General features: G+C 35.8%; 16 protein-coding genes and 1 riboswitch. All 16 genes read right to left on the bottom strand.

Annotated features, from left to right (window positions below):
• Window positions 1-6 precede the first annotated feature (6 nt).
• The 16 genes from pgsA to AC1Q51_RS06075 all read right to left on the bottom strand — a co-directional run bounded on the left by pgsA (window position 7) and on the right by AC1Q51_RS06075 (window position 17,826).
• Window positions 7-585, bottom strand: a complete 579-nt coding sequence (gene pgsA / locus AC1Q51_RS06000) for a CDP-diacylglycerol--glycerol-3-phosphate 3-phosphatidyltransferase (protein ID WP_001052977.1) — start codon at window positions 583-585, stop codon at window positions 7-9.
• A 63-nt stretch (window positions 586-648) separates the two neighbouring features.
• The gene (locus AC1Q51_RS06005; protein WP_000137474.1) at window positions 649-1,560 is read right to left on the bottom strand and encodes a helix-turn-helix domain-containing protein; all 912 of its coding nucleotides are present in this window, start codon (window positions 1,558-1,560) and stop codon (window positions 649-651) included.
• A 21-nt stretch (window positions 1,561-1,581) separates the two neighbouring features.
• Window positions 1,582-2,367 (bottom strand): DUF3388 domain-containing protein, encoded by a 786-nt coding sequence (locus AC1Q51_RS06010; RefSeq protein ID WP_000574107.1) that lies wholly within the window; start codon window positions 2,365-2,367, stop codon window positions 1,582-1,584.
• Window positions 2,368-2,505: 138 nt separating this feature from the next.
• Window positions 2,506-2,754, bottom strand: a complete 249-nt coding sequence (locus tag AC1Q51_RS06015; RefSeq protein WP_000114444.1) for a DUF3243 domain-containing protein — start codon at window positions 2,752-2,754, stop codon at window positions 2,506-2,508.
• Between the two features lie 75 nt (window positions 2,755-2,829).
• Window positions 2,830-3,543 (bottom strand): elongation factor P 5-aminopentanone reductase, encoded by a 714-nt coding sequence (gene ymfI, locus AC1Q51_RS06020; RefSeq protein WP_000759626.1) that lies wholly within the window; start codon window positions 3,541-3,543, stop codon window positions 2,830-2,832.
• 100 nt (window positions 3,544-3,643) lie between these two features.
• On the bottom strand, window positions 3,644-4,930 hold the full coding sequence (gene yfmH, locus AC1Q51_RS06025; RefSeq protein ID WP_000411277.1) for an EF-P 5-aminopentanol modification-associated protein YfmH: 1,287 nt from the start codon (window positions 4,928-4,930) through the stop codon (window positions 3,644-3,646).
• On the bottom strand, window positions 4,931-6,205 hold the full coding sequence (yfmF, locus tag AC1Q51_RS06030; protein WP_000772413.1) for an EF-P 5-aminopentanol modification-associated protein YfmF: 1,275 nt from the start codon (window positions 6,203-6,205) through the stop codon (window positions 4,931-4,933). It abuts the gene before it with no gap.
• 209 nt (window positions 6,206-6,414) lie between these two features.
• Window positions 6,415-7,374, bottom strand: a complete 960-nt coding sequence (locus AC1Q51_RS06035; protein ID WP_000008857.1) for an ABC transporter permease — start codon at window positions 7,372-7,374, stop codon at window positions 6,415-6,417.
• A complete protein-coding gene (locus AC1Q51_RS06040) occupies window positions 7,375-8,433 on the bottom strand; it encodes an ABC transporter permease (protein WP_001085255.1) in 1,059 nt (352 codons plus the stop codon). It abuts the gene before it with no gap.
• Entirely contained in the window at window positions 8,426-9,958 is a 1,533-nt protein-coding gene (locus AC1Q51_RS06045) for an ABC transporter ATP-binding protein (protein WP_000456925.1), read from the bottom strand. Before AC1Q51_RS06045 ends, AC1Q51_RS06040 begins: the two co-directional genes overlap by 8 nt.
• A 117-nt stretch (window positions 9,959-10,075) precedes the next feature.
• On the bottom strand, window positions 10,076-11,152 hold the full coding sequence (locus AC1Q51_RS06050) for a BMP family lipoprotein (RefSeq protein ID WP_000725773.1): 1,077 nt from the start codon (window positions 11,150-11,152) through the stop codon (window positions 10,076-10,078).
• Between the two features lie 92 nt (window positions 11,153-11,244).
• Window positions 11,245-11,970, bottom strand: a complete 726-nt coding sequence (locus tag AC1Q51_RS06055) for a GntR family transcriptional regulator (RefSeq protein WP_000114182.1) — start codon at window positions 11,968-11,970, stop codon at window positions 11,245-11,247.
• Window positions 11,971-12,203: 233 nt separating this feature from the next.
• Window positions 12,204-12,305, bottom strand: a riboswitch (purine riboswitch).
• 203 nt (window positions 12,306-12,508) lie between these two features.
• Window positions 12,509-14,890, bottom strand: coding sequence for a DNA translocase FtsK (locus AC1Q51_RS06060; protein ID WP_053563764.1), 2,382 nt, complete (start codon window positions 14,888-14,890; stop codon window positions 12,509-12,511).
• A 212-nt stretch (window positions 14,891-15,102) separates the two neighbouring features.
• The gene (locus AC1Q51_RS06065; RefSeq protein WP_000605020.1) at window positions 15,103-15,306 is read right to left on the bottom strand and encodes a YlzJ-like family protein; all 204 of its coding nucleotides are present in this window, start codon (window positions 15,304-15,306) and stop codon (window positions 15,103-15,105) included.
• The gene (gene tepA, locus AC1Q51_RS06070; RefSeq protein ID WP_000139807.1) at window positions 15,303-16,052 is read right to left on the bottom strand and encodes a translocation-enhancing protein TepA; all 750 of its coding nucleotides are present in this window, start codon (window positions 16,050-16,052) and stop codon (window positions 15,303-15,305) included. Before tepA ends, AC1Q51_RS06065 begins: the two co-directional genes overlap by 4 nt.
• 103 nt (window positions 16,053-16,155) lie before the next feature.
• Entirely contained in the window at window positions 16,156-17,826 is a 1,671-nt protein-coding gene (locus AC1Q51_RS06075) for a ribonuclease J (RefSeq protein ID WP_000823089.1), read from the bottom strand.
• Window positions 17,827-18,336 lie beyond the last annotated feature (510 nt).

Genomic DNA, 18,336 nt, shown 5'->3' on the forward strand with positions numbered 1-18,336 from the left:
AAACTTCTATTTTGAGTTTACAAATGCAGCTCTATTTTTCCAGAAATAATCCCATCCTGAAATAACAGTAAAGATTAATGCAATCCATATGAAGATATCCGCAACTGGAATATGGATTAAATTTAAAGGTACATCGTGTAATAAATATGCTGCAATCGCAATAATTTGTGTCCATGTCTTAATTTTCCCTAGCTGATTTGCCGCAACTACTTCCCCTGTTCCAGCAAGTACAAGACGTAAACCTGTTACAGCAAACTCACGACTGATAATTACAATAACAATCCAAGCCGGTACATATCGCATCTCTACCAATGTAATAAGTGCTGCTGAAACAAGTAATTTATCAGCTAACGGATCAAGAAACTTTCCTAAATTCGTTACAAGATTATACTTCCTTGCGTAATGTCCATCAATCCAATCTGTAGCTGAAGCAACGATAAAGATAAGTGCCCCCACTAAATGTTGAATTGGTAAATCAACATCACCAATTGTGTATGAACCCCAATTAAAGGGCGCTAACATAATTACCATGAAAATTGGAATTAAGAAGATTCTAGATATTGTAATTTTATTTGGTAAATTCACAGCTATTCCTCCATCATATCAAAAACATTTGTTCATTGAAAAAAGTCATCGAAGCGATGACTGTTATTGTGCAGGTTGCCCTATCCCTTGGTTTTTTATCACCAATCTTTGGTGAAGTTCTTTTTCTGGGTCCAATGGGAAAGCAACCACTTGGCCATTCAGTTTAACTTCAACATTCGTTGCATTTCCAATATTAAGTCGTACTTCTTTTAATGTTGATACATCACGTTTTTCTGTTTGACCACCTTGTACTGTAGTGTTTAAAATTTCGTTACCCGCATCATCTTTAACATCTACATAGCTTGTACCCTTCGCTATGATTTCCAATTCTAACGTTTTATTATTATGAATTTCCAAAGTAGATACCTTACCAGTTGTTCCAACTACTTTCACTTCTTGCTGTCCCGTTGGTGGTGCTGGTTGCTCTTCTTTCTTTGGTTCTTCTTTCTTTGGTTCCTCTTTTTTTGGCTCTTCCGCTTTCGCTTCATCTTTCTTCGTATCTAACGGAGAATCTTTTGCTTTTTGAACTTCAATTTTCTCACTTTGAGCACTCGGAACTTTTTCATCATCTTTTCCAGTTAACGCTTGAAACACAAACCAGATTACCACTCCAACTGCGATTACTAACAACGCAACTAAGATTTTCGGCATGTGATCTGCAATTGGCCATGATGAAGATTTTTGCATTGTTTCTTGTGTTTTTTGTCCCGTTGATACTTGTGGAACTTCACGCTTTTCAGATTGTGGTATCGTACTCTGATGTTCTACAAGCAGTTCCTCTCCATTTAATCCAACCGCATCTGCGTATTGTTTAATGAATGCACGCGCATAAAAAGCTCCTGGCAATACATCATAATTGCCTTCTTCAATTGCCACTAAATGGCGTTTTTGAATTTTTGTAATCTCATGCAGCTGATCAATAGTCAAGCCTTTCGCTTCTCTTGCTTCTTTCAGCTTTTGTCCCAATTCCGTCACTACTAACACCTCAATATTTCTTTAAAAGTCAAACATAGAGAAATTATTTTGCGTACCTTGCTCAATTTCATCTACTAAATTATATTGAATTTCTTCATCATAATCGTTGCGCAACTCGATAATATAATCAAAATCATCCAATGTGTATTCTGACTGACTCACAAATACATCAGGATGTTCCACAACTTTCGTTGCAGGCAATCTCATAATTTCACGAACGAGCTGCCAATGTCTTTCGTTAGCACGCTTCGTTGACACAATTCCATCTAGGATGAAAATATTGTCATCGCTATACTCATCTTCAATTAATTGACTACGAACAGTTTGCTTAATAAGAGTAGATGATACAAATAACCACCTTTTATTTGCACAAACACTTGCAGCAACAATGGATTCTGTTTTTCCGACACGAGGCATTCCGCGTATCCCAATTAGTTTATGGCCTTCTTTTTTCATAATTTCTGCCATAAAGTCTACAAGTAAGCCTAATTCATCACGCACAAATCGAAATGTTTTCTTATCATCTGCATCTCGTTGTATGTACCTACCATGCCTAACCGCTAGCTTATCTCTTAGCTTGGGCGGACGATATTTCGTTACCGTTATGTTATCCATCGTATTTAAAATTGATTCAAGTCTAGAGATTTGCTCTTGATTATCACACATAAGAAGTAACCCACGTCGTGCATTATCTACACCATTAATTGTGACAATATTAATGCCGAGCATACCGATTAACGAAGAAACGTCACCAAGCAAGCCAGGTCGGTTTTTATGTATTTCATATTCAAAATACCATTCAATCATCCAAGATCACTCCCCTTGCTTACTTTACACCTACGTACTATATTATATGATTTCACCTTAATAGGGAAGCTAAATGTATAATCTATCCTGTGTAATTATTATACAAAAAAAGTAGAGAGGAGAATCTCCTCTCTACTTTTACTTATGTTGTACAAACTTAACCATTAAGTTTGCAATGGTATGTTGCTCCTGTTCATCAGCAACTTTCCAAAGCTCAGCTAATAATTTCTCTTGGTCATTGCGTCCTTCTACTTCATTAGCAAGGTAGTCGCCAACACGAAATGCCATATCTGATACCGCACCGCCGTCTAAACCTTTTCCTTGCGCTTGCTCTAAACGATCTCCTAAAAAGCTCTTCCACTGATCAAAATTATCTAATACTGACATAATTAAGCACCTCACTATTGAGTAATAAAATCATGCTTAATTTGTGCAACTATTCATTTTTTATGTAAGAAATTTTTAGCAGTGCCAACCACCATTCACTCCGATGATTTGTCCAGTTATGTAAGATGCTCCTGGTGATACGAGGAATGCAACTGTTTTTGCTACTTCTTCTGGTAACCCTATTCTACCTAATGGTATATCTTCAGCAATTCCCATTTTATCTTCTTCAGAAAAAACACTTAACATTTCCGTTTCAATTGCTCCTGGTGCTACCGCATTCACACGTAATCCACTTAAAGACACTTCTTTCGCCAAAGCTTTCACATATGAATTTTGCGCCCCTTTTACCATTGAATAAAGCACTTCACAAGAAGCCCCTATTTGTCCCCATATAGATGAAACAATTACAATATTACCACTTCTCCTCCCAATCATAGGCGGAAGTGCCATTGAAAGTAATTTATATACGTTCTTCACTTGAAGTTCTACCATATAATCCAATTCATCGTTTGTTACATCTGTTACTAGTCCAAAAATACTCTTCCCAGCTGCATATACAATAACATCAATAGGATGTTCAATTTGTCTCCACAATTGCTCTGCTCCATCACTAGAAGCCAAATTCGCTTGCACAGGGATAACTTCCCCCCATGCTTTCTGCAATTCCAATACCTTTCCTTCACTGTTATTGTAATGAACATAAACTGTATATCCATCTTGAATTAATTGTTTCGAAATAGCAGAGCCAATCCCTCCGCTCCCTCCAGTTACTAACGCATACTTTTTCATAAATTCCCTCTCTTATCTCTACAAGTTCACTTTTCACACAACTAAATAATACCCTCATCTTACAATTTTTCAATGATAAGATGAGGGTATCTTTAAAATGTTATTTTTTCGGTAACACCTGACAAACACTCATTTTTTCTTCTGATAACAATAATTTTGCTACTTCTTGTAAGTCTTGAACGGTTAGCCCTTCTAATACAGTCAATGCATCAAATAGACTAGATTCATTAAACGCATATCGTGTAAATTGATTTGCAATATATTCTGGTGAATTCAACGAGCGTAAAAAACCACCAATTTTCTTTTTCTTCACTCGTTCTAATGCCGCCGCATCTAATTGATCATAATCTGTTTTTAATAAAATATCTTTTAAACGATCTGCCAATTCATCAGGTTGTTTCGTATCACCGCCAACCATTGCAAAACCGAAGTTATTTTCTTCTGTATAGTCATACGAGAATGAATCATCAATAAGCCCTTCATTATATAAAGCTTCGTAATGAACAGAACTTTTTCCAAATAAATAATCTAAAAGTAACGTAAGCGCAATTTCTTGTTTTAAAAGCGCTTGCCCTTTTTCTTTTAAATTAGTCGCTTTAATACCAACTAAACATTTCGGTGTTTGCACAGGCATTGAAATAATTTTTTTCTTTTCATTTACCTCATTTGGTTCCTCTTCAAATGAACGCACAATTTCTGGCTGGTTTTTATAATCTTTTTTTGCTTGATTTTCACGTACTAAATCCATTGTTTTCTCTGGATCAATTGCACCCACAACAAATAATAACATATTGCTCGGATGATAAAATGTTTCATAACATTCATATAATAAATCTTTCGTAATTTTACTAATAGATTCGATTGTCCCTGCAATATCAATTTTAATTGGGTGTTTTACAAACAAGCTATCAATTAACCCAAAGTACAAACGCCAATCTGGGTTATCTTGATACATTTGAATTTCTTGCCCAATAATCCCCTTCTCTTTTTCAACTGTTTTTTCAGAGAAATAAGGCTCTTGCACAAAGTTTAGTAATGTATTTAAATTTTGTTCTACGTTTGAAGTACATGAAAAAAGGTAAGCTGTTCGTGTGAAGGATGTAAAAGCATTTGCCGATGCTCCTTGTTTACTAAACAATTGGAAAGCATCGTGATCTTCTTTTTCAAATAATTTATGCTCAAGAAAATGTGCAATCCCATCAGGTACACGAATCATTTCTTCTTTCCCTAATGGTACAAATGTATTATCTACTGAACCATATTTCGTTGTAAACGTCGCAAATGTTTTATTAAATCCTTGTTTCGGTAAAACATATACATCTAATCCATTAGGAAGTTTTTCATAATAGAGTGTTTCTTTTAATTGCTCATAAATAATTTTCTCCATTTACTCTCCCTCCGTTCCTTGTAAAAAGTAAATTGTATCTAGTTCAATATTTTTAGCAACTTTTACAATTTCTTCTTTTGTCACACTTTCTATACCTGTAAGCCATTCTTCAACTGGACGTGTACGATCTGAAATAATACCATGATATAGCATTTCTACAAATCCACGCGGTGTATCAATCGCCTCTAATATTTGATTTTGGATGACACTTTTTGTTTGATGTATTTCTTCTTCAGAAAACTCTCCGTTTTGCATCGCAAGCATTTGTTCTTTAATAATCTCAACTGCTTTTTCATAATTTTTCGCTTCAATTCCTGACATAACAAATAATAAACCTTTATGACTTTCAAAGCGCGATGCTGCATAGTACGCTAAACTATTTTTTTCACGCACATTTACGAATAACTTCGAATGAGAAAAACCACCAAACAATCCATTGAACAATTGCAATGCAAAATAATCTTCATCTTTATATGTGACAAATGTACGATAACCGATGTGTAATTTACTTTGTTTTAATTCTTGTTTTTCAACAACTTCTTTTTCTTCATTATTTCGTCTATGAAGGAGTACATTTCTTTCTCTCACTGGACGAGCTGAAATAGAAAAATACTTACTTACAAGATCAACGGCGTTTTCTGAAATATCACCAATAATATATAGATCCATCTCATCTTCCGCTAACACCTTTTGATAATATTGATACAGACTTTCATTTGTAATAGAAGCAACACTCTCTTTTTTTCCATTTGCACTTAAACGATACGGTTCTACTTTGCACATTTCTTCAATTAAACGCTCGTTTGCATAACGCATTTTATCGTCATAAGTAGCTTCAATTCTCTGTAACAGTGCTCTTTTTTCACTTTCTACGATAGAAGGTAGGAAACCGTTCCCCTCCGTCGCTGGATGTAACACAATATCCGACAACATAGAAAGCGCTTTTTCAAATAACGGTGGTGCATCATGTAAATATACTTCATTTGCAATGTCTACATAAATGGAGATAATATGGTCTTCCCCTTTTTTACTTACATCTACTGCTAAAGAAGACCCGTATAATTCTTCTAAATATTGACGAAGACGAATTACAGAAGGTAATTTTTCTGTCGCACTTTGCAATACGTATGGCAATAGGGCACGCTCTGTCACCGTCTCCTCATTTAAAGGCGCTTTAAAACGAAATACAAAGGTATTCGTTTTATATTTATCAGTCGGAATAATATGTACGCGCAAACCACCTAACTCATGTAGTTGTTGTTCCATTAGTTTCATTTATAGCCCTCCTTTACGTATATAGGAATATTCCTCTTCAATATACAGTTTTTAGAAATAAAAAATCAACTTTTCTTCCTTATTATGCTTACATATGATTCTTTCTAAAAACTTTAATATGTAAGGAACATAGTAAAATTCCGTATTAAATATATTCTATGTAAAAAAGCCCACACTAATGTGCGAGCTTTTTTATACTTATAAAATACTTATCGTTTTCCTTTTTCATAAGGAGTTCCTAATGCTTTCGGAGCTTCAGAACGACCTACAAAACCAACAAGCGCTAATATTGTGAATACATATGGTAATATCGTTAATAAAACACTTGGAATTTGATCTAATACAGGAATTGTTCCGCCCGTTACACTAAGAGATTGTGCAAAACCAAAGAATAGAGCTGCACCTAGTGCGCCTAGTGGATTCCACTTTCCAAAAATCATAGCAGCTAAAGCTAAGAAACCTTGTCCTGTAATAGTTGCCCCTGAGAAGTTATTAGAAATTGACATTGCAAAAATCGCTCCACCAATTCCAGCAAACACTCCTGAAATACAGACTCCAATATAGCGCATTTTATATACGTTAATCCCCATCGTATCCGCTGCCATTGGGTGTTCACCAACAGCACGTAGACGAAGACCGAACGGTGTTTTATAAATAACATACCAAACAACGAATGCTAAAATAATGGCAATATACGACGTTATTGGTACGTTCGAGAAAAATATTTTCCCTAAAACCGGAATATCCGAAAGGCCTGGAATATCAATCTTTTCAATACGATACTGAATAAAGTCAGTCTGCCCTTTATCAAAAATCTTCTTAATTGCAAATACCGTTAAACCAAGAGATAAGAAGTTAATTGCTACACCACTTACAACTTGATCTGCTCGGAATGTAATAGAAGCTACCGCATGAAGTAATGCAAATAATCCACTACCAATTGCCGCAAATAATAACGCAATCCACGGAGTCATCGTTCCCCAAGTATCACCCATTAATAAGTTTGTAACAACTCCAATAAATGCACCAAATAGCATTAGTCCTTCTAATCCGATATTTACAACACCCGATCGTTCACTAAATACACCACCTAGTGCTGTGAAAATGATAGGTGCCGATGTATATAACGTACCCGTCACAAGAATGGCTAATATATCTAAAAAGCTCATTTATTTCCCCTCCTTGCTCATGCGTGTAAGCGCCCATCTTAACACATAACTACATGCAACAAAGAAGATGATACATGCAATAATTACATTAATAAGCTCTGATGGTACATCTGCCTCAAAGTTCATTTGAGGGGAAGCACTTTTCAAACCACCAAATAATAAAGCTGAAAGGATTATCCCAAACGGATTATTCCCTCCAAGTAATGCTACAGCAATCCCATCAAATCCTACTCCTGTAAACGAAGACATCGCTGTCATACTCTGGAATGTTCCTAATCCTTCCATCGCTCCACCAATCCCCGCAAATGCACCAGCAATTGTCATGGAGAATACTACATTACGAGAAACTTTCATACCTGCATATTGAGAAGCATGCTGATTAAATCCTACCGACTTTAATTCGTAGCCTAAAGTTGTTCGATCTAATAAGAACCACATTAAAATAGCAATTAATATTGCTACAATAATTCCCCAGTGAAGACGCGAACCATCAGTAATAGAAGCAAGCCAGTCTGAAGATAGTGATGCACTCTCTTTAATGTCATACGTTTTATCATTACCTTCATGTAAAAAGCGCTTAATGATGTCATATGTTACATATAATGCGATATAGTTCATCATAATTGTTACAATAACCTCATTAACTTGAAACTTTCCTTTTAAATATCCAGGAATGAAGCCCCAAATTCCTCCTACCAATGCTGCGAATAAAATAGATAATGGAATATGAAGGAAAGCTGGTAGTGAAACTGCATAACCGAACCAAACCGCTGCAAGCCAACCAACTAGCAATTGACCCTCTACCCCGATATTAAATAAACCTGTACGAAATGCAAACGCCACTGATAAACCAGCAAGAATAAGCGGTATCATTGTACGAAGCGTTTCACCAATCGCACTTGCGCTGCCGAACATCCCTGTCCAAAGTGCACTATAACCAACAATTGGATCATAACCACTAACTAGCATTACAATCGCTCCGACAAGTAAGCCAAAAATAACGGATAGTACTGGGACTAAAATATTTATCGTTCGTTCTGTTAAAAGTTTTTTAGCCATTTGTACCCACCTGCTCCTTCTTTGTTCCTCCAGCCATTAACAATCCAAGCTGTTGTTCATTCGTTTCTTTCGCATCAACTATTGCTACAATTTTCCCTTCATAAATAACAGCAATTCGATCGCTAACATTTAAGATTTCATCTAACTCTAGTGATAAAAGTAATACACCTTTCCCTTTATCCCTTTGCTCTATTAATCTCTTATGAATAAATTCAATTGCTCCTACATCTAAACCACGTGTTGGCTGTGCTGCGATTAATAAATCTGGATCACGGTCTACTTCACGTGCAATAATTGCTTTTTGTTGATTTCCCCCAGATAGAGCGCGTGCTAACGTTTGCTCACTAGGTGTACGTACATCAAACTGTTCAATAAGAGCCTTTGCTTTTTCTGTAATTTTGCTGAAATTTAAAATCCCTTTCTTTGAAAACGGATTCTTATAGTACGTTTGCAGAACTATATTATCTCTAACAGAAAAATCAAGGACGAGTCCGTGTTTATGACGATCTTCTGGAATATGACCAATTCCTTCTTCTGTTATTCTTCTAACAGGCCAATTTGTTATTTCTTTCCCTTTAATTGCAATAGAACCTGACTCAACTTTTCGTAAACCAGTAATTGCTTCTATTAATTCACTTTGTCCGTTTCCATCAATCCCTGCAATCCCAACAATTTCCCCCGCACGAACAGTTAAGTCAAGGCCTTTTACAGCAGGTAGTTGACGTGCATCGTGAACAACAAGGTTTGCAATTGAAAGTACCTCTTCTTTTGGTTTCGCGTCTATTTTTTCTGTTTTAAAATTCACTTGACGTCCGACCATTAATTCTGCAAGTTTATTTTCATCCGTATTTGCAACGTCAACCGTTCCAATTCCTTTTCCTTTACGAATAATCGTACAACGATCGCAAACTTCCATAATTTCTTTCAACTTATGTGTAATAAGAACAATAGATTTTCCTTCTTGCACAAGCTTTTTCATAATTTGAATTAGCTCATGAATTTCTTGCGGTGTTAACACAGCTGTCGGTTCATCAAATATTAAAATTTCTGCACCGCGGTAAAGAGTTTTCAAAATCTCAACACGCTGTTGCATACCAACTGAAATATCCTGTATTTTCGCATATGGATCTACAGCTAAACCGTATTGTTCAGACAGTTTTTGAATTTCTTTAGCAGCTTCCTCAACAGCAATTTTCCCTTTTTTCTTCGGTTCATTTCCGAGAATAATATTTTCTGTAACTGTAAAATTATGAACAAGCATAAAGTGCTGATGAACCATTCCAATACCAAGGTCATTTGCCACATTCGGATTGGTAATGTTTACAGACTTTCCTTTAATTTTAATTTCACCTTGTTCTGGTTGGTACAAACCAAATAGTACATTCATCAATGTGGATTTCCCTGCACCATTTTCTCCAAGTAAAGCATGTATCTCACCCTGCTTTACTTGCAGCGTAATATCATCATTCGCTACAATGCCTGGGAATACTTTCGTAATGTTATTCATCTCAATTACGTATTCCATTGTGTTCCTCCTTTTAACAGGGAACATTCCCTATTACACTATTAACTTATTAAGCAATTCGGAAGTTTTATACATACAAAGGTTAGTTCTATGAACTAACCTTTGCTATTTCTCTATTTATTTTTTTAGAGAAGCTTCATATTCTTTATACTCTTTATCTGTAGCTGGTACTTTAATTTCACCGTCTGTAATTTTCTTTTCAAGCTCTTCTACTTTTGTTAAAATTTCAGGGTTAACTTTTTTCACGTTGTCAGTTGTTTTTGCAATACCAACACCGTCATCTTTTAAACCAAACGCTTCTACTTTACCGCCTTTTAACTTACCGTCTTTCGCTTCTTGTGCTACTTTTTCAACAGCGATATCTACACGTTTTACCATTGAAGTTAATGTTACGTTTTCAGGCATACCTTCTTGGTTTTGGTCACGGTCAACACCGATTACCCAAACATTTTCACCTTTTTTCTTACGGTTTTTCGCTTCAGTGAATACACCGTTACCTGTACCACCAGCAGCATGGTAAATTACGTCTACGCCTTGACCGTACATTGCTGATGCAAGAACTGTACCTTTTTCAGGTTTATCGAATGCTTCTGCATATTCAGATACGATTTCAATGTTTGGATTTACTGCTTTTGCACCCGCTTTAAATCCATTTTCGAATTTACTAATTAAATCACTCTTCATCCCACCAACAAATCCTACTTTATTTGATTTTGTTGACATAGCTGCTACCGCACCTACAAGGAATGATCCTTCATGATCTTTAAATGTAATGCTCGTTACGTTTGGTGCATCTACTACAGTATCAACGATTGCAAATTGTTGTTTTGGAGATTCTTTTGCTACTTCTTTAATTGCACCTTCTAATTTATAACCAATTCCGAAAGATAAATCATACTTATCTTTTGAAAATTTCTTTAAGTTTGGAATATAATCCGCTTCTTTTTCAGACTGTAGGTAACGATAATTTGTCTTTTCCTTTAATCCATTATCTTTACCAAACTTTTTTAGTCCTTCCCAAGAAGATTGGTTGAACGATTTGTCATCAACGCCCCCAACATCCGTTACCATACCAACCTTGAAGTCTTTCGTGTCTTTCTTGTCACTGCTTGCCTTATCCGAGTTACCACATGCACCTAAAACTGTACTTGCTACTAATGTTAATGATAATAAAAGACCTGCTTTTTTCTTCATACTAGAAACCCCTCCAAAAATGATATATATTTATTTATTCTTTCGCTGCTGTCCCTTACTTCTTGCTGTCACCTCCCTAAAAAGGAACTTACCTACATACGCTTTCTTAATACGTGGAAGCTAAACTTATCAGCTCTAAAGTAATTGATAGAATATAAGATTGGCTCATCATTTTGATCATAGTGCATTTGTTTTAATACAAGCAGTGCTGTTTCAGGCTCACATTCTAAAATTGGTGAGATTTTAGGGTGATAGCCAATTGGCTCAATGTGAGCAACCGCATATGTTATGCGCTTATGCGTGTTATTATGTATCACCGTTAATAATGATTCCTCATTGTAACCCGATAAATCTGGCAATATTTCTTTTGCAAGTTTATCGATACAATATACAACAGGTTCCCCATCTGCTGTACGCACGCGTTCAATCATCACTGCATTAAAACCATCTTCACTATTAAACTTCTCTTTTTCCTCTTCTGTTAAAGTTGTAGTAGATGATGATAAAAAAATCGTTCCTGGTGTTTTCCCCACACTAGAAATCATATCTGTAATACTAGAAAGTTGTTCTATTCCAGAAGAAAATAATGGCTTTGCATTTACAAATGTCCCTACACCATGTCTACGAATGACAACATTTTCTTCTTCTAAAATACGTAACGCTTCCCTTAAAGTCGCTCTACTTACGCCAAGTTCTTTCGCTAAATCAAACTCTGATGGTAACTTTTGTCGTTCTTTATAAGCCCCATCTTTAATTTTTTCTTTGATGTGATCAATCACCCGTAAATATAGGTGACGACTATCGGATTTTACTGACATAAGACTCCCCCGCATTTCAATTATTCGACCTCTGATGTAAGACTTCTTTTCTCTTTTTTCAACTTACAACATAGTACAAATGACTAACCACTAAAAATAAGCACAATTGTCGAATAAATAATAATAATTTTTTAAAATGAAATTTTCACTCTTTACTGTATAAAAAAAACTTTGCACCATAAACATTCCTCATTTCGAGAAAAAGTTCGGCACAAAGATCCTTTACATCCTTTGTTACACACTTTTCCCCTCATAGTCTAGCAATTCATGGTTGCCAGGTAGAAACTTATGGACCTTATCTCCAAGATTATATGAGGCAGTGATTCTTTTCGAAGTAATCTTACCACTTGCTCTCATACGTGTCAACAAAATCCAACATTTTTCTGTATTAAATATCGAACATTTACATAAAACACACTCAAAGTATTCGTATTCTATAGGGACCTTATAAATGTAAGCCCTTTCTTTATTGCTGAGTATAGTATATAACAAAAACACTATATAAAAAAGCCTAATTGTAAAAACAATTAGGCTTTTTTTAAGAACTTTTTTCTTGTACATCATTAATGAGTACTTCTCTCGGTTTACTACCTTCATATGGACCTACTACACCATTCATTTCCATTGCATCAATTAGACGAGCAGCTCGCGTATAACCTACTCTAAACCTACGTTGTAGCATAGAAACAGATGCTGTTTGCATTTCCACTACAAGTTGAACCGCTTCATCATATAATTCATCTTCTACTTCCTGCTTCGTATCAGGAACATCTTGCGGAATCATATCTTCTTGATATTGTGCTTTTTGCTGTCCAATAACATATTCTACAACTCTCTCAACTTCATCATCTGATAAAAATGCACCTTGTACACGTACAGGTTTCGATGCACCAATTGGTATAAACAGCATGTCGCCACGACCTAGTAGCTTTTCTGCACCACCACCGTCAAGAATTGTACGAGAATCTGTTTGAGAAGATACAGCGAATGCAATACGTGATGGAATATTTGCTTTAATAACACCCGTAATAACGTCAACTGACGGACGTTGCGTTGCAATAATTAAATGAATACCAGCAGCACGAGCCATTTGCGCTAGACGCATAATCGCATCCTCTACATCAGACGAAGCAACCATCATTAAATCTGCTAACTCGTCCACAATTACTACAATATACGGTAATTCGGGTTGTTTCGCTTCTGATTGACTATTATGTTCTTTTATATAATCATTGTATCCTTCAATGTTACGTGTACCACTATGAGCAAATAATTCATAACGACGTTCCATCTCACTCACAACTTTTTTCAATGCTTGCGATGCTTTTTTCGGATCAGTTACAACTGGCGTTAACAAATGAGGCACACCGTTATATACATTTAACTCTACCATTTTCGGGTCAATCATCATTAATTTTACTTCATGCGGTTTTGCACGCATTAAAATACTAACAATAATACCATTAATACATACACTTTTCCCGCTACCTGTCGCACCAGCTACGAGTAAATGGGGCATTTTATTTAAACGGGCTAATACAGCTTCACCTGTAATATCTCGGCCAAGACCAATTAACAACTTCTCTTCCGGATGATTATTAGCCTTAGAATCAAGAACTTCCCTCAGCGTTACCATCGAAACTTCTGAGTTCGGAACTTCGATCCCTACAGCTGATTTCCCGGGAATTGGCGCCTCAATACGAATGTCCTTTGCAGCTAAAGCAAGGGCTAAATCATCACTTAAACTGACAATTTTGCTTACCTTTACCCCCATATCAGGATACACTTCATATTTTGTAACTGCAGGACCTCTATGCACTTTGGTTACTTTCGCTTTCACTCCGAAACTTTGGAATGTACGTTCTAATTTACGAGCATTCTCATAAATTTCCGCGTTTTCATTTGTAACTTGCTTATTCTTTGGAAATTTTAATATATCAAGTGAAGGAAGCTTGTAATCTTTATTTTCTACATTTGAAAATTGCATAGGAGGTGCTTGCGCTTCACTCTCTAACGATTCAACAATTTTTTCTCCACGCTTTTTCTTTGATTCTTCAATTGGTGGAGTCTCTTCAATAAACGGTGAAGTGATCAAATCTTCTTGCTCTACTTCAATTCGTTTATCCTCTTCTTCATTTACAGGATAATTCTCAGTGAAATTTGAAATAATTGGCGGATCAATTTGGATTTCTTCCATCGGCTCAATAACTTCTTCTTGTTCTGCAGCACGTTTGCTTCTTGTACTTCTTGTTGTTTTTTTCTTTTCTGTTTGTTCAGCCGTTCTTTTGGATTTCCAATCTTTATAATCCCCTTGTATCACTTGAAATTGACTTCTAAGAATTCTACCAACTGGAGCTAACACTTCTCCAATATGTTTATTTGTTATACAGAGTACCCCGAGAATAACTAAAATAATTCCAATGATATAGGCTCCTACTTCGTCGAATAGGAAGTAACATGTCGCGAACATAAGCGCACCAAACATACCACCACCTAAATGAACGCTATCTGGCCCTTTTTTCATTTCAAGAAAGAAGTTATCTTTCGTACTCACAATAACAGAAGTATTTTGCACTGCTCCATCTTTTGTAAGAAGGTTAAATAATGTAATATGACTAAACATTAATATTGCCAATACAATTAAATAAAATCCAATTAACCGTTTATTTAAAAGGTTCGGCCATCCGCGTTTTATAACAAAGGAAACCGATAAAGCTATTACACCTAACACACCAATTATGTACCACTCACCAAAGAAGAAGCGAAAAAATAACACAAACGATTTCCCTACAACGCCTAGCTGTAAAATCGTAATGATTGAAAGTGCAAAAAGAGTTAAACCGACGATTTCATAATACAAAGTTGGCTTTATCGTACGTCTTGCCTTTGCCTTCGTCCCTCTTTGCTTTTGTTTTGCCATTTCTTCACCTCGTGTTCTACATATAAGTAAAGCTCTCCTAAAAACGCTCTATTTATATGTCTGTTTTCTCTATTTTTCAGGTCTTTATATCTTCTATTTTTACACTTCTTGTAAAATGCTAAATAAACAGAAGAAAGCAGCCTACTCATGGCTGCTCAACCGTCTTGTTTTTTATATTATACCATAGCTTCTAAACAAAATCCTTCTTTTTGCTAAAAGGTTATTTTCTGACCTGGCTCAAACTCTAAATAGTGAAGTGGGTCCGTACTTAGCACACGTACAATAGAATAACATCCATGTTCCTCTTCAGAAACCATTAATTCCACACCATTTATATTTACAACTTTTTGACTTTCACATTGTGAATAATCGGCCGGATACACAAGTTGCTCTGGCATAATTGTATATAAAATCATTGTAACATTGTCCCTTCTGCACTACCTTCCGCGCGAACATCGATTAATTCGTTTAATTTTCGAATTGCATTTCCAATACCACCAACATCATCTATAAGACCGTACTTTACTGCATCCCCACCAATTACATTCGTCCCAATATCTCGCGTTAAATTTCCTTTCGCAAACATAAGCTCTTTAAAACGATCTTCTGTTACTTTCGAGTGCTTCGTCACAAAACGAATGACTCTTTCTTGCATCTTATCCAAATACTCAAATGTTTGTGGCACACCTATGACAAGACCTGTTAAACGAATTGGATGAATTGTCATCGTCGCAGTTTCCGCAATAAACGAATAGTCAGTAGAAACAGCAATCGGTACACCAATGGAATGTCCCCCACCTAAAACTAAAGATACTGTTGGCTTTGAAAGTGAAGCTACCATTTCAGAAATTGCTAGTCCAGCTTCAACGTCACCTCCAACCGTATTTAATATTAACAGCAAACCTTCAATTTTTGGATTTTGTTCAATCGCAACAATTTGCGGAATGATATGCTCGTATTTTGTTGTTTTATTTTGCGGCGGTAATTGAACATGACCTTCCACTTGTCCGATAATCGTTAAACAATGAATACGTGATTCATTCATCTGTGGTACATTTGTCTGTCCAAGCTGTTGAATTTTTTCTACTATTGAAGCCTCTTTTCCAGCTTCTTTTGGCTCAGCTTCTTTTTCTTCATTTGTATATCGATCACGTTCTGTCATTTCGCATCCCCTTTCACTCGTATATAACTATTATTTCTTAAGTTATAAATTTCATTCGATAGGGTTAAAAAGAAAAAAAGATCACCCATAAGGGTGATCTTTTTTATACTTCCATAATAATCGGTAAAATCATAGGTTTTCTCTTTGTCTCTTCGTACAAGAACTGTCCTAATAATTCACGAATATTTTGTTTTAACATTGACCATTCAATCGAATATTCTTTAATTGACTGCTCAACAATCATACGTACAATCTCTGTAGATCGTTCAATTAACGCTTCTGATTCACGAACATATACGAAACCACGTGAAATGATTTCTGGACCAGAGATAATTTTCTTTTCATCTTTACCAAGTGTTACAACAACTACTAATATTCCATCTTGAGATAACATCTTTCTATCTCGAAGAACGATATTACCAACGTCACCTACACCTAATCCATCAATTAAAACATTACCAGCTTGTACTTTACCGACTAAGTTCGCTTCATCGTCACCAAAAGCAATTACATCGCCTTTTTCTACGATAAAGATATTTTCTCTTGTAATACCTACATCTTCAGCTAAATACGCATGTGCTTTTTGCATACGAAACTCACCATGTACGGGTACAAAGTACTTCGGTTTCATTAAATTTAACATTAATTTTAATTCTTCTTGGCTACCGTGACCTGAAACGTGAACTTTTCTTTCGCCGTAATAAACAACTTCAGCTCCAGCTCTAAATAACAAATCAATAATTTTTGATACAGATATTTCATTACCCGGAATTGGCGAAGCAGCAATGATAACAGTATCACCTTTACGAATTGAAATTTGTTTATGTGCTTGTTTTGCCATTCTAGATAGAGCAGCCATCGGTTCACCTTGACTACCTGTCGTTAAAATAGCTACCTTTTTCTCTGGGAAGTTGTCTACTTCTTGTAATGAAATAACCATACCTTCTGGAACATCTAAATAACCAAGACGTCTTGCAATGTCTACTACTTTCACCATACTACGTCCTACTACCGCTACTTTTCGCCCTGTTTCGGCAGCTGCATCAAATACTTGTTGAATACGATGTACATTCGATGCAAATGAAGCAACGATAATACGACCTTCTGCGCCGTAGAACACTTTAGAAATTTCTACACCAACTTCTTTTTCTGAACCTGTATACCCTGGACGCTCTGCATTTGTACTATCAGATAATAGGCAAAGTACACCTTCATTTCCGATTTGCGCCATTTTCCCAAGATCTGCTCCACTATTTCCAATTGGAGTTTGATCGAATTTAAAGTCTCCAGTATACACGATTGCACCTTTTGATGTATGGAAACAAACGCCAACAGAATCCGGAATACTATGTGTCGTTCCGAAGAATGACACTGTTGTAGTGTTAAACTCTACTGTTGAATTTGAATCGATTGTTTTTAGGTCTACACGGCCTAACATGCCCGCTTCACCAAGTTTTTCTTGTATAAGTCCTACTGTTAATTTCGTTGCATAGACTGGAATAGATAATTTACGAAGCACATACACAATTCCACCAATATGATCTTCATGACCGTGAGTAATAAATAAACCTTTTACTCGCTCTTGATTTTCCACTAAATATGTAATATCAGGAATAACGATATCAATTCCAAACATTTCATCTCCCGGGAACATTAACCCCGCATCTACGATAAAGATTTCAGAATCAATTTCAACACAGTACATGTTTTTCCCGATTTCACCTACTCCACCAAGAGCAAATACTTTAACAGACTCATTCTCTTTTCTCTTCATGTTGTTGCCTGGTTTAAAAATCTTGCAAACACTGATTTCACTAAAATTGCAGAGACACCAGGGGAAACTCTACAACCACCATATTTTCACCGTCCAAGACGAATGTCCTTACCGTTATGCGATATCATGTCCTTGTTTATTTTTTAAACCAGGTTTCACCTCTCTTTCATTATATAAATCAAATATCTTATTCGATATGATATGAAAATTTAATTAAATTATAATTTTTCCCAATTTTGCTAAGCATACCCGTACTAAGCTACTTAGCCATATTATACCTGATACAAGAAATAGAACACAAGTTAAATCGTGCGAAAGAAAGAGGAAAAGAACGGAATGACAACAAAAGTATCGAACGTATTTCCTTTATATTTACTCCGATTTTATACTCCATATTATTTTGAAGAACTAGCCATACATACGCTAAATTCATTTCATAATAGGGAGTTTCAAGATTTATTTTTCTAGAATCCAACAAAAACACTTACAAAATGGAGTTTTTTTATGAAT

This window comes from Bacillus sp. MT94 (assembly GCF_058792475.1).

What these genes read in the sequence shown, in the direction of transcription:
- AC1Q51_RS06075 (WP_000823089.1), bottom strand. Translation starts at nt 17,826, where the DNA reads ATGAAGAGAAAAGAGAATGAGTCTGTTAAAGTATTTGCTCTTGGTGGA.
- ymfI (WP_000759626.1), bottom strand. Translation starts at nt 3,543, where the DNA reads ATGAAAAAGTATGCGTTAGTAACTGGAGGGAGCGGAGGGATTGGCTCT.
- AC1Q51_RS06040 (WP_001085255.1), bottom strand. Translation starts at nt 8,433, where the DNA reads ATGGCTAAAAAACTTTTAACAGAACGAACGATAAATATTTTAGTCCCA.
- AC1Q51_RS06055 (WP_000114182.1), bottom strand. Translation starts at nt 11,970, where the DNA reads ATGTCAGTAAAATCCGATAGTCGTCACCTATATTTACGGGTGATTGAT.
- AC1Q51_RS06035 (WP_000008857.1), bottom strand. Translation starts at nt 7,374, where the DNA reads ATGAGCTTTTTAGATATATTAGCCATTCTTGTGACGGGTACGTTATAT.
- yfmH (WP_000411277.1), bottom strand. Translation starts at nt 4,930, where the DNA reads ATGGAGAAAATTATTTATGAGCAATTAAAAGAAACACTCTATTATGAA.
- tepA (WP_000139807.1), bottom strand. Translation starts at nt 16,052, where the DNA reads ATGACAGAACGTGATCGATATACAAATGAAGAAAAAGAAGCTGAGCCA.
- AC1Q51_RS06015 (WP_000114444.1), bottom strand. Translation starts at nt 2,754, where the DNA reads ATGTCAGTATTAGATAATTTTGATCAGTGGAAGAGCTTTTTAGGAGAT.
- AC1Q51_RS06010 (WP_000574107.1), bottom strand. Translation starts at nt 2,367, where the DNA reads ATGATTGAATGGTATTTTGAATATGAAATACATAAAAACCGACCTGGC.
- AC1Q51_RS06050 (WP_000725773.1), bottom strand. Translation starts at nt 11,152, where the DNA reads ATGAAGAAAAAAGCAGGTCTTTTATTATCATTAACATTAGTAGCAAGT.
- AC1Q51_RS06065 (WP_000605020.1), bottom strand. Translation starts at nt 15,306, where the DNA reads ATGATTTTATATACAATTATGCCAGAGCAACTTGTGTATCCGGCCGAT.
- AC1Q51_RS06060 (WP_053563764.1), bottom strand. Translation starts at nt 14,890, where the DNA reads ATGGCAAAACAAAAGCAAAGAGGGACGAAGGCAAAGGCAAGACGTACG.
- yfmF (WP_000772413.1), bottom strand. Translation starts at nt 6,205, where the DNA reads ATGAAACTAATGGAACAACAACTACATGAGTTAGGTGGTTTGCGCGTA.
- AC1Q51_RS06045 (WP_000456925.1), bottom strand. Translation starts at nt 9,958, where the DNA reads ATGGAATACGTAATTGAGATGAATAACATTACGAAAGTATTCCCAGGC.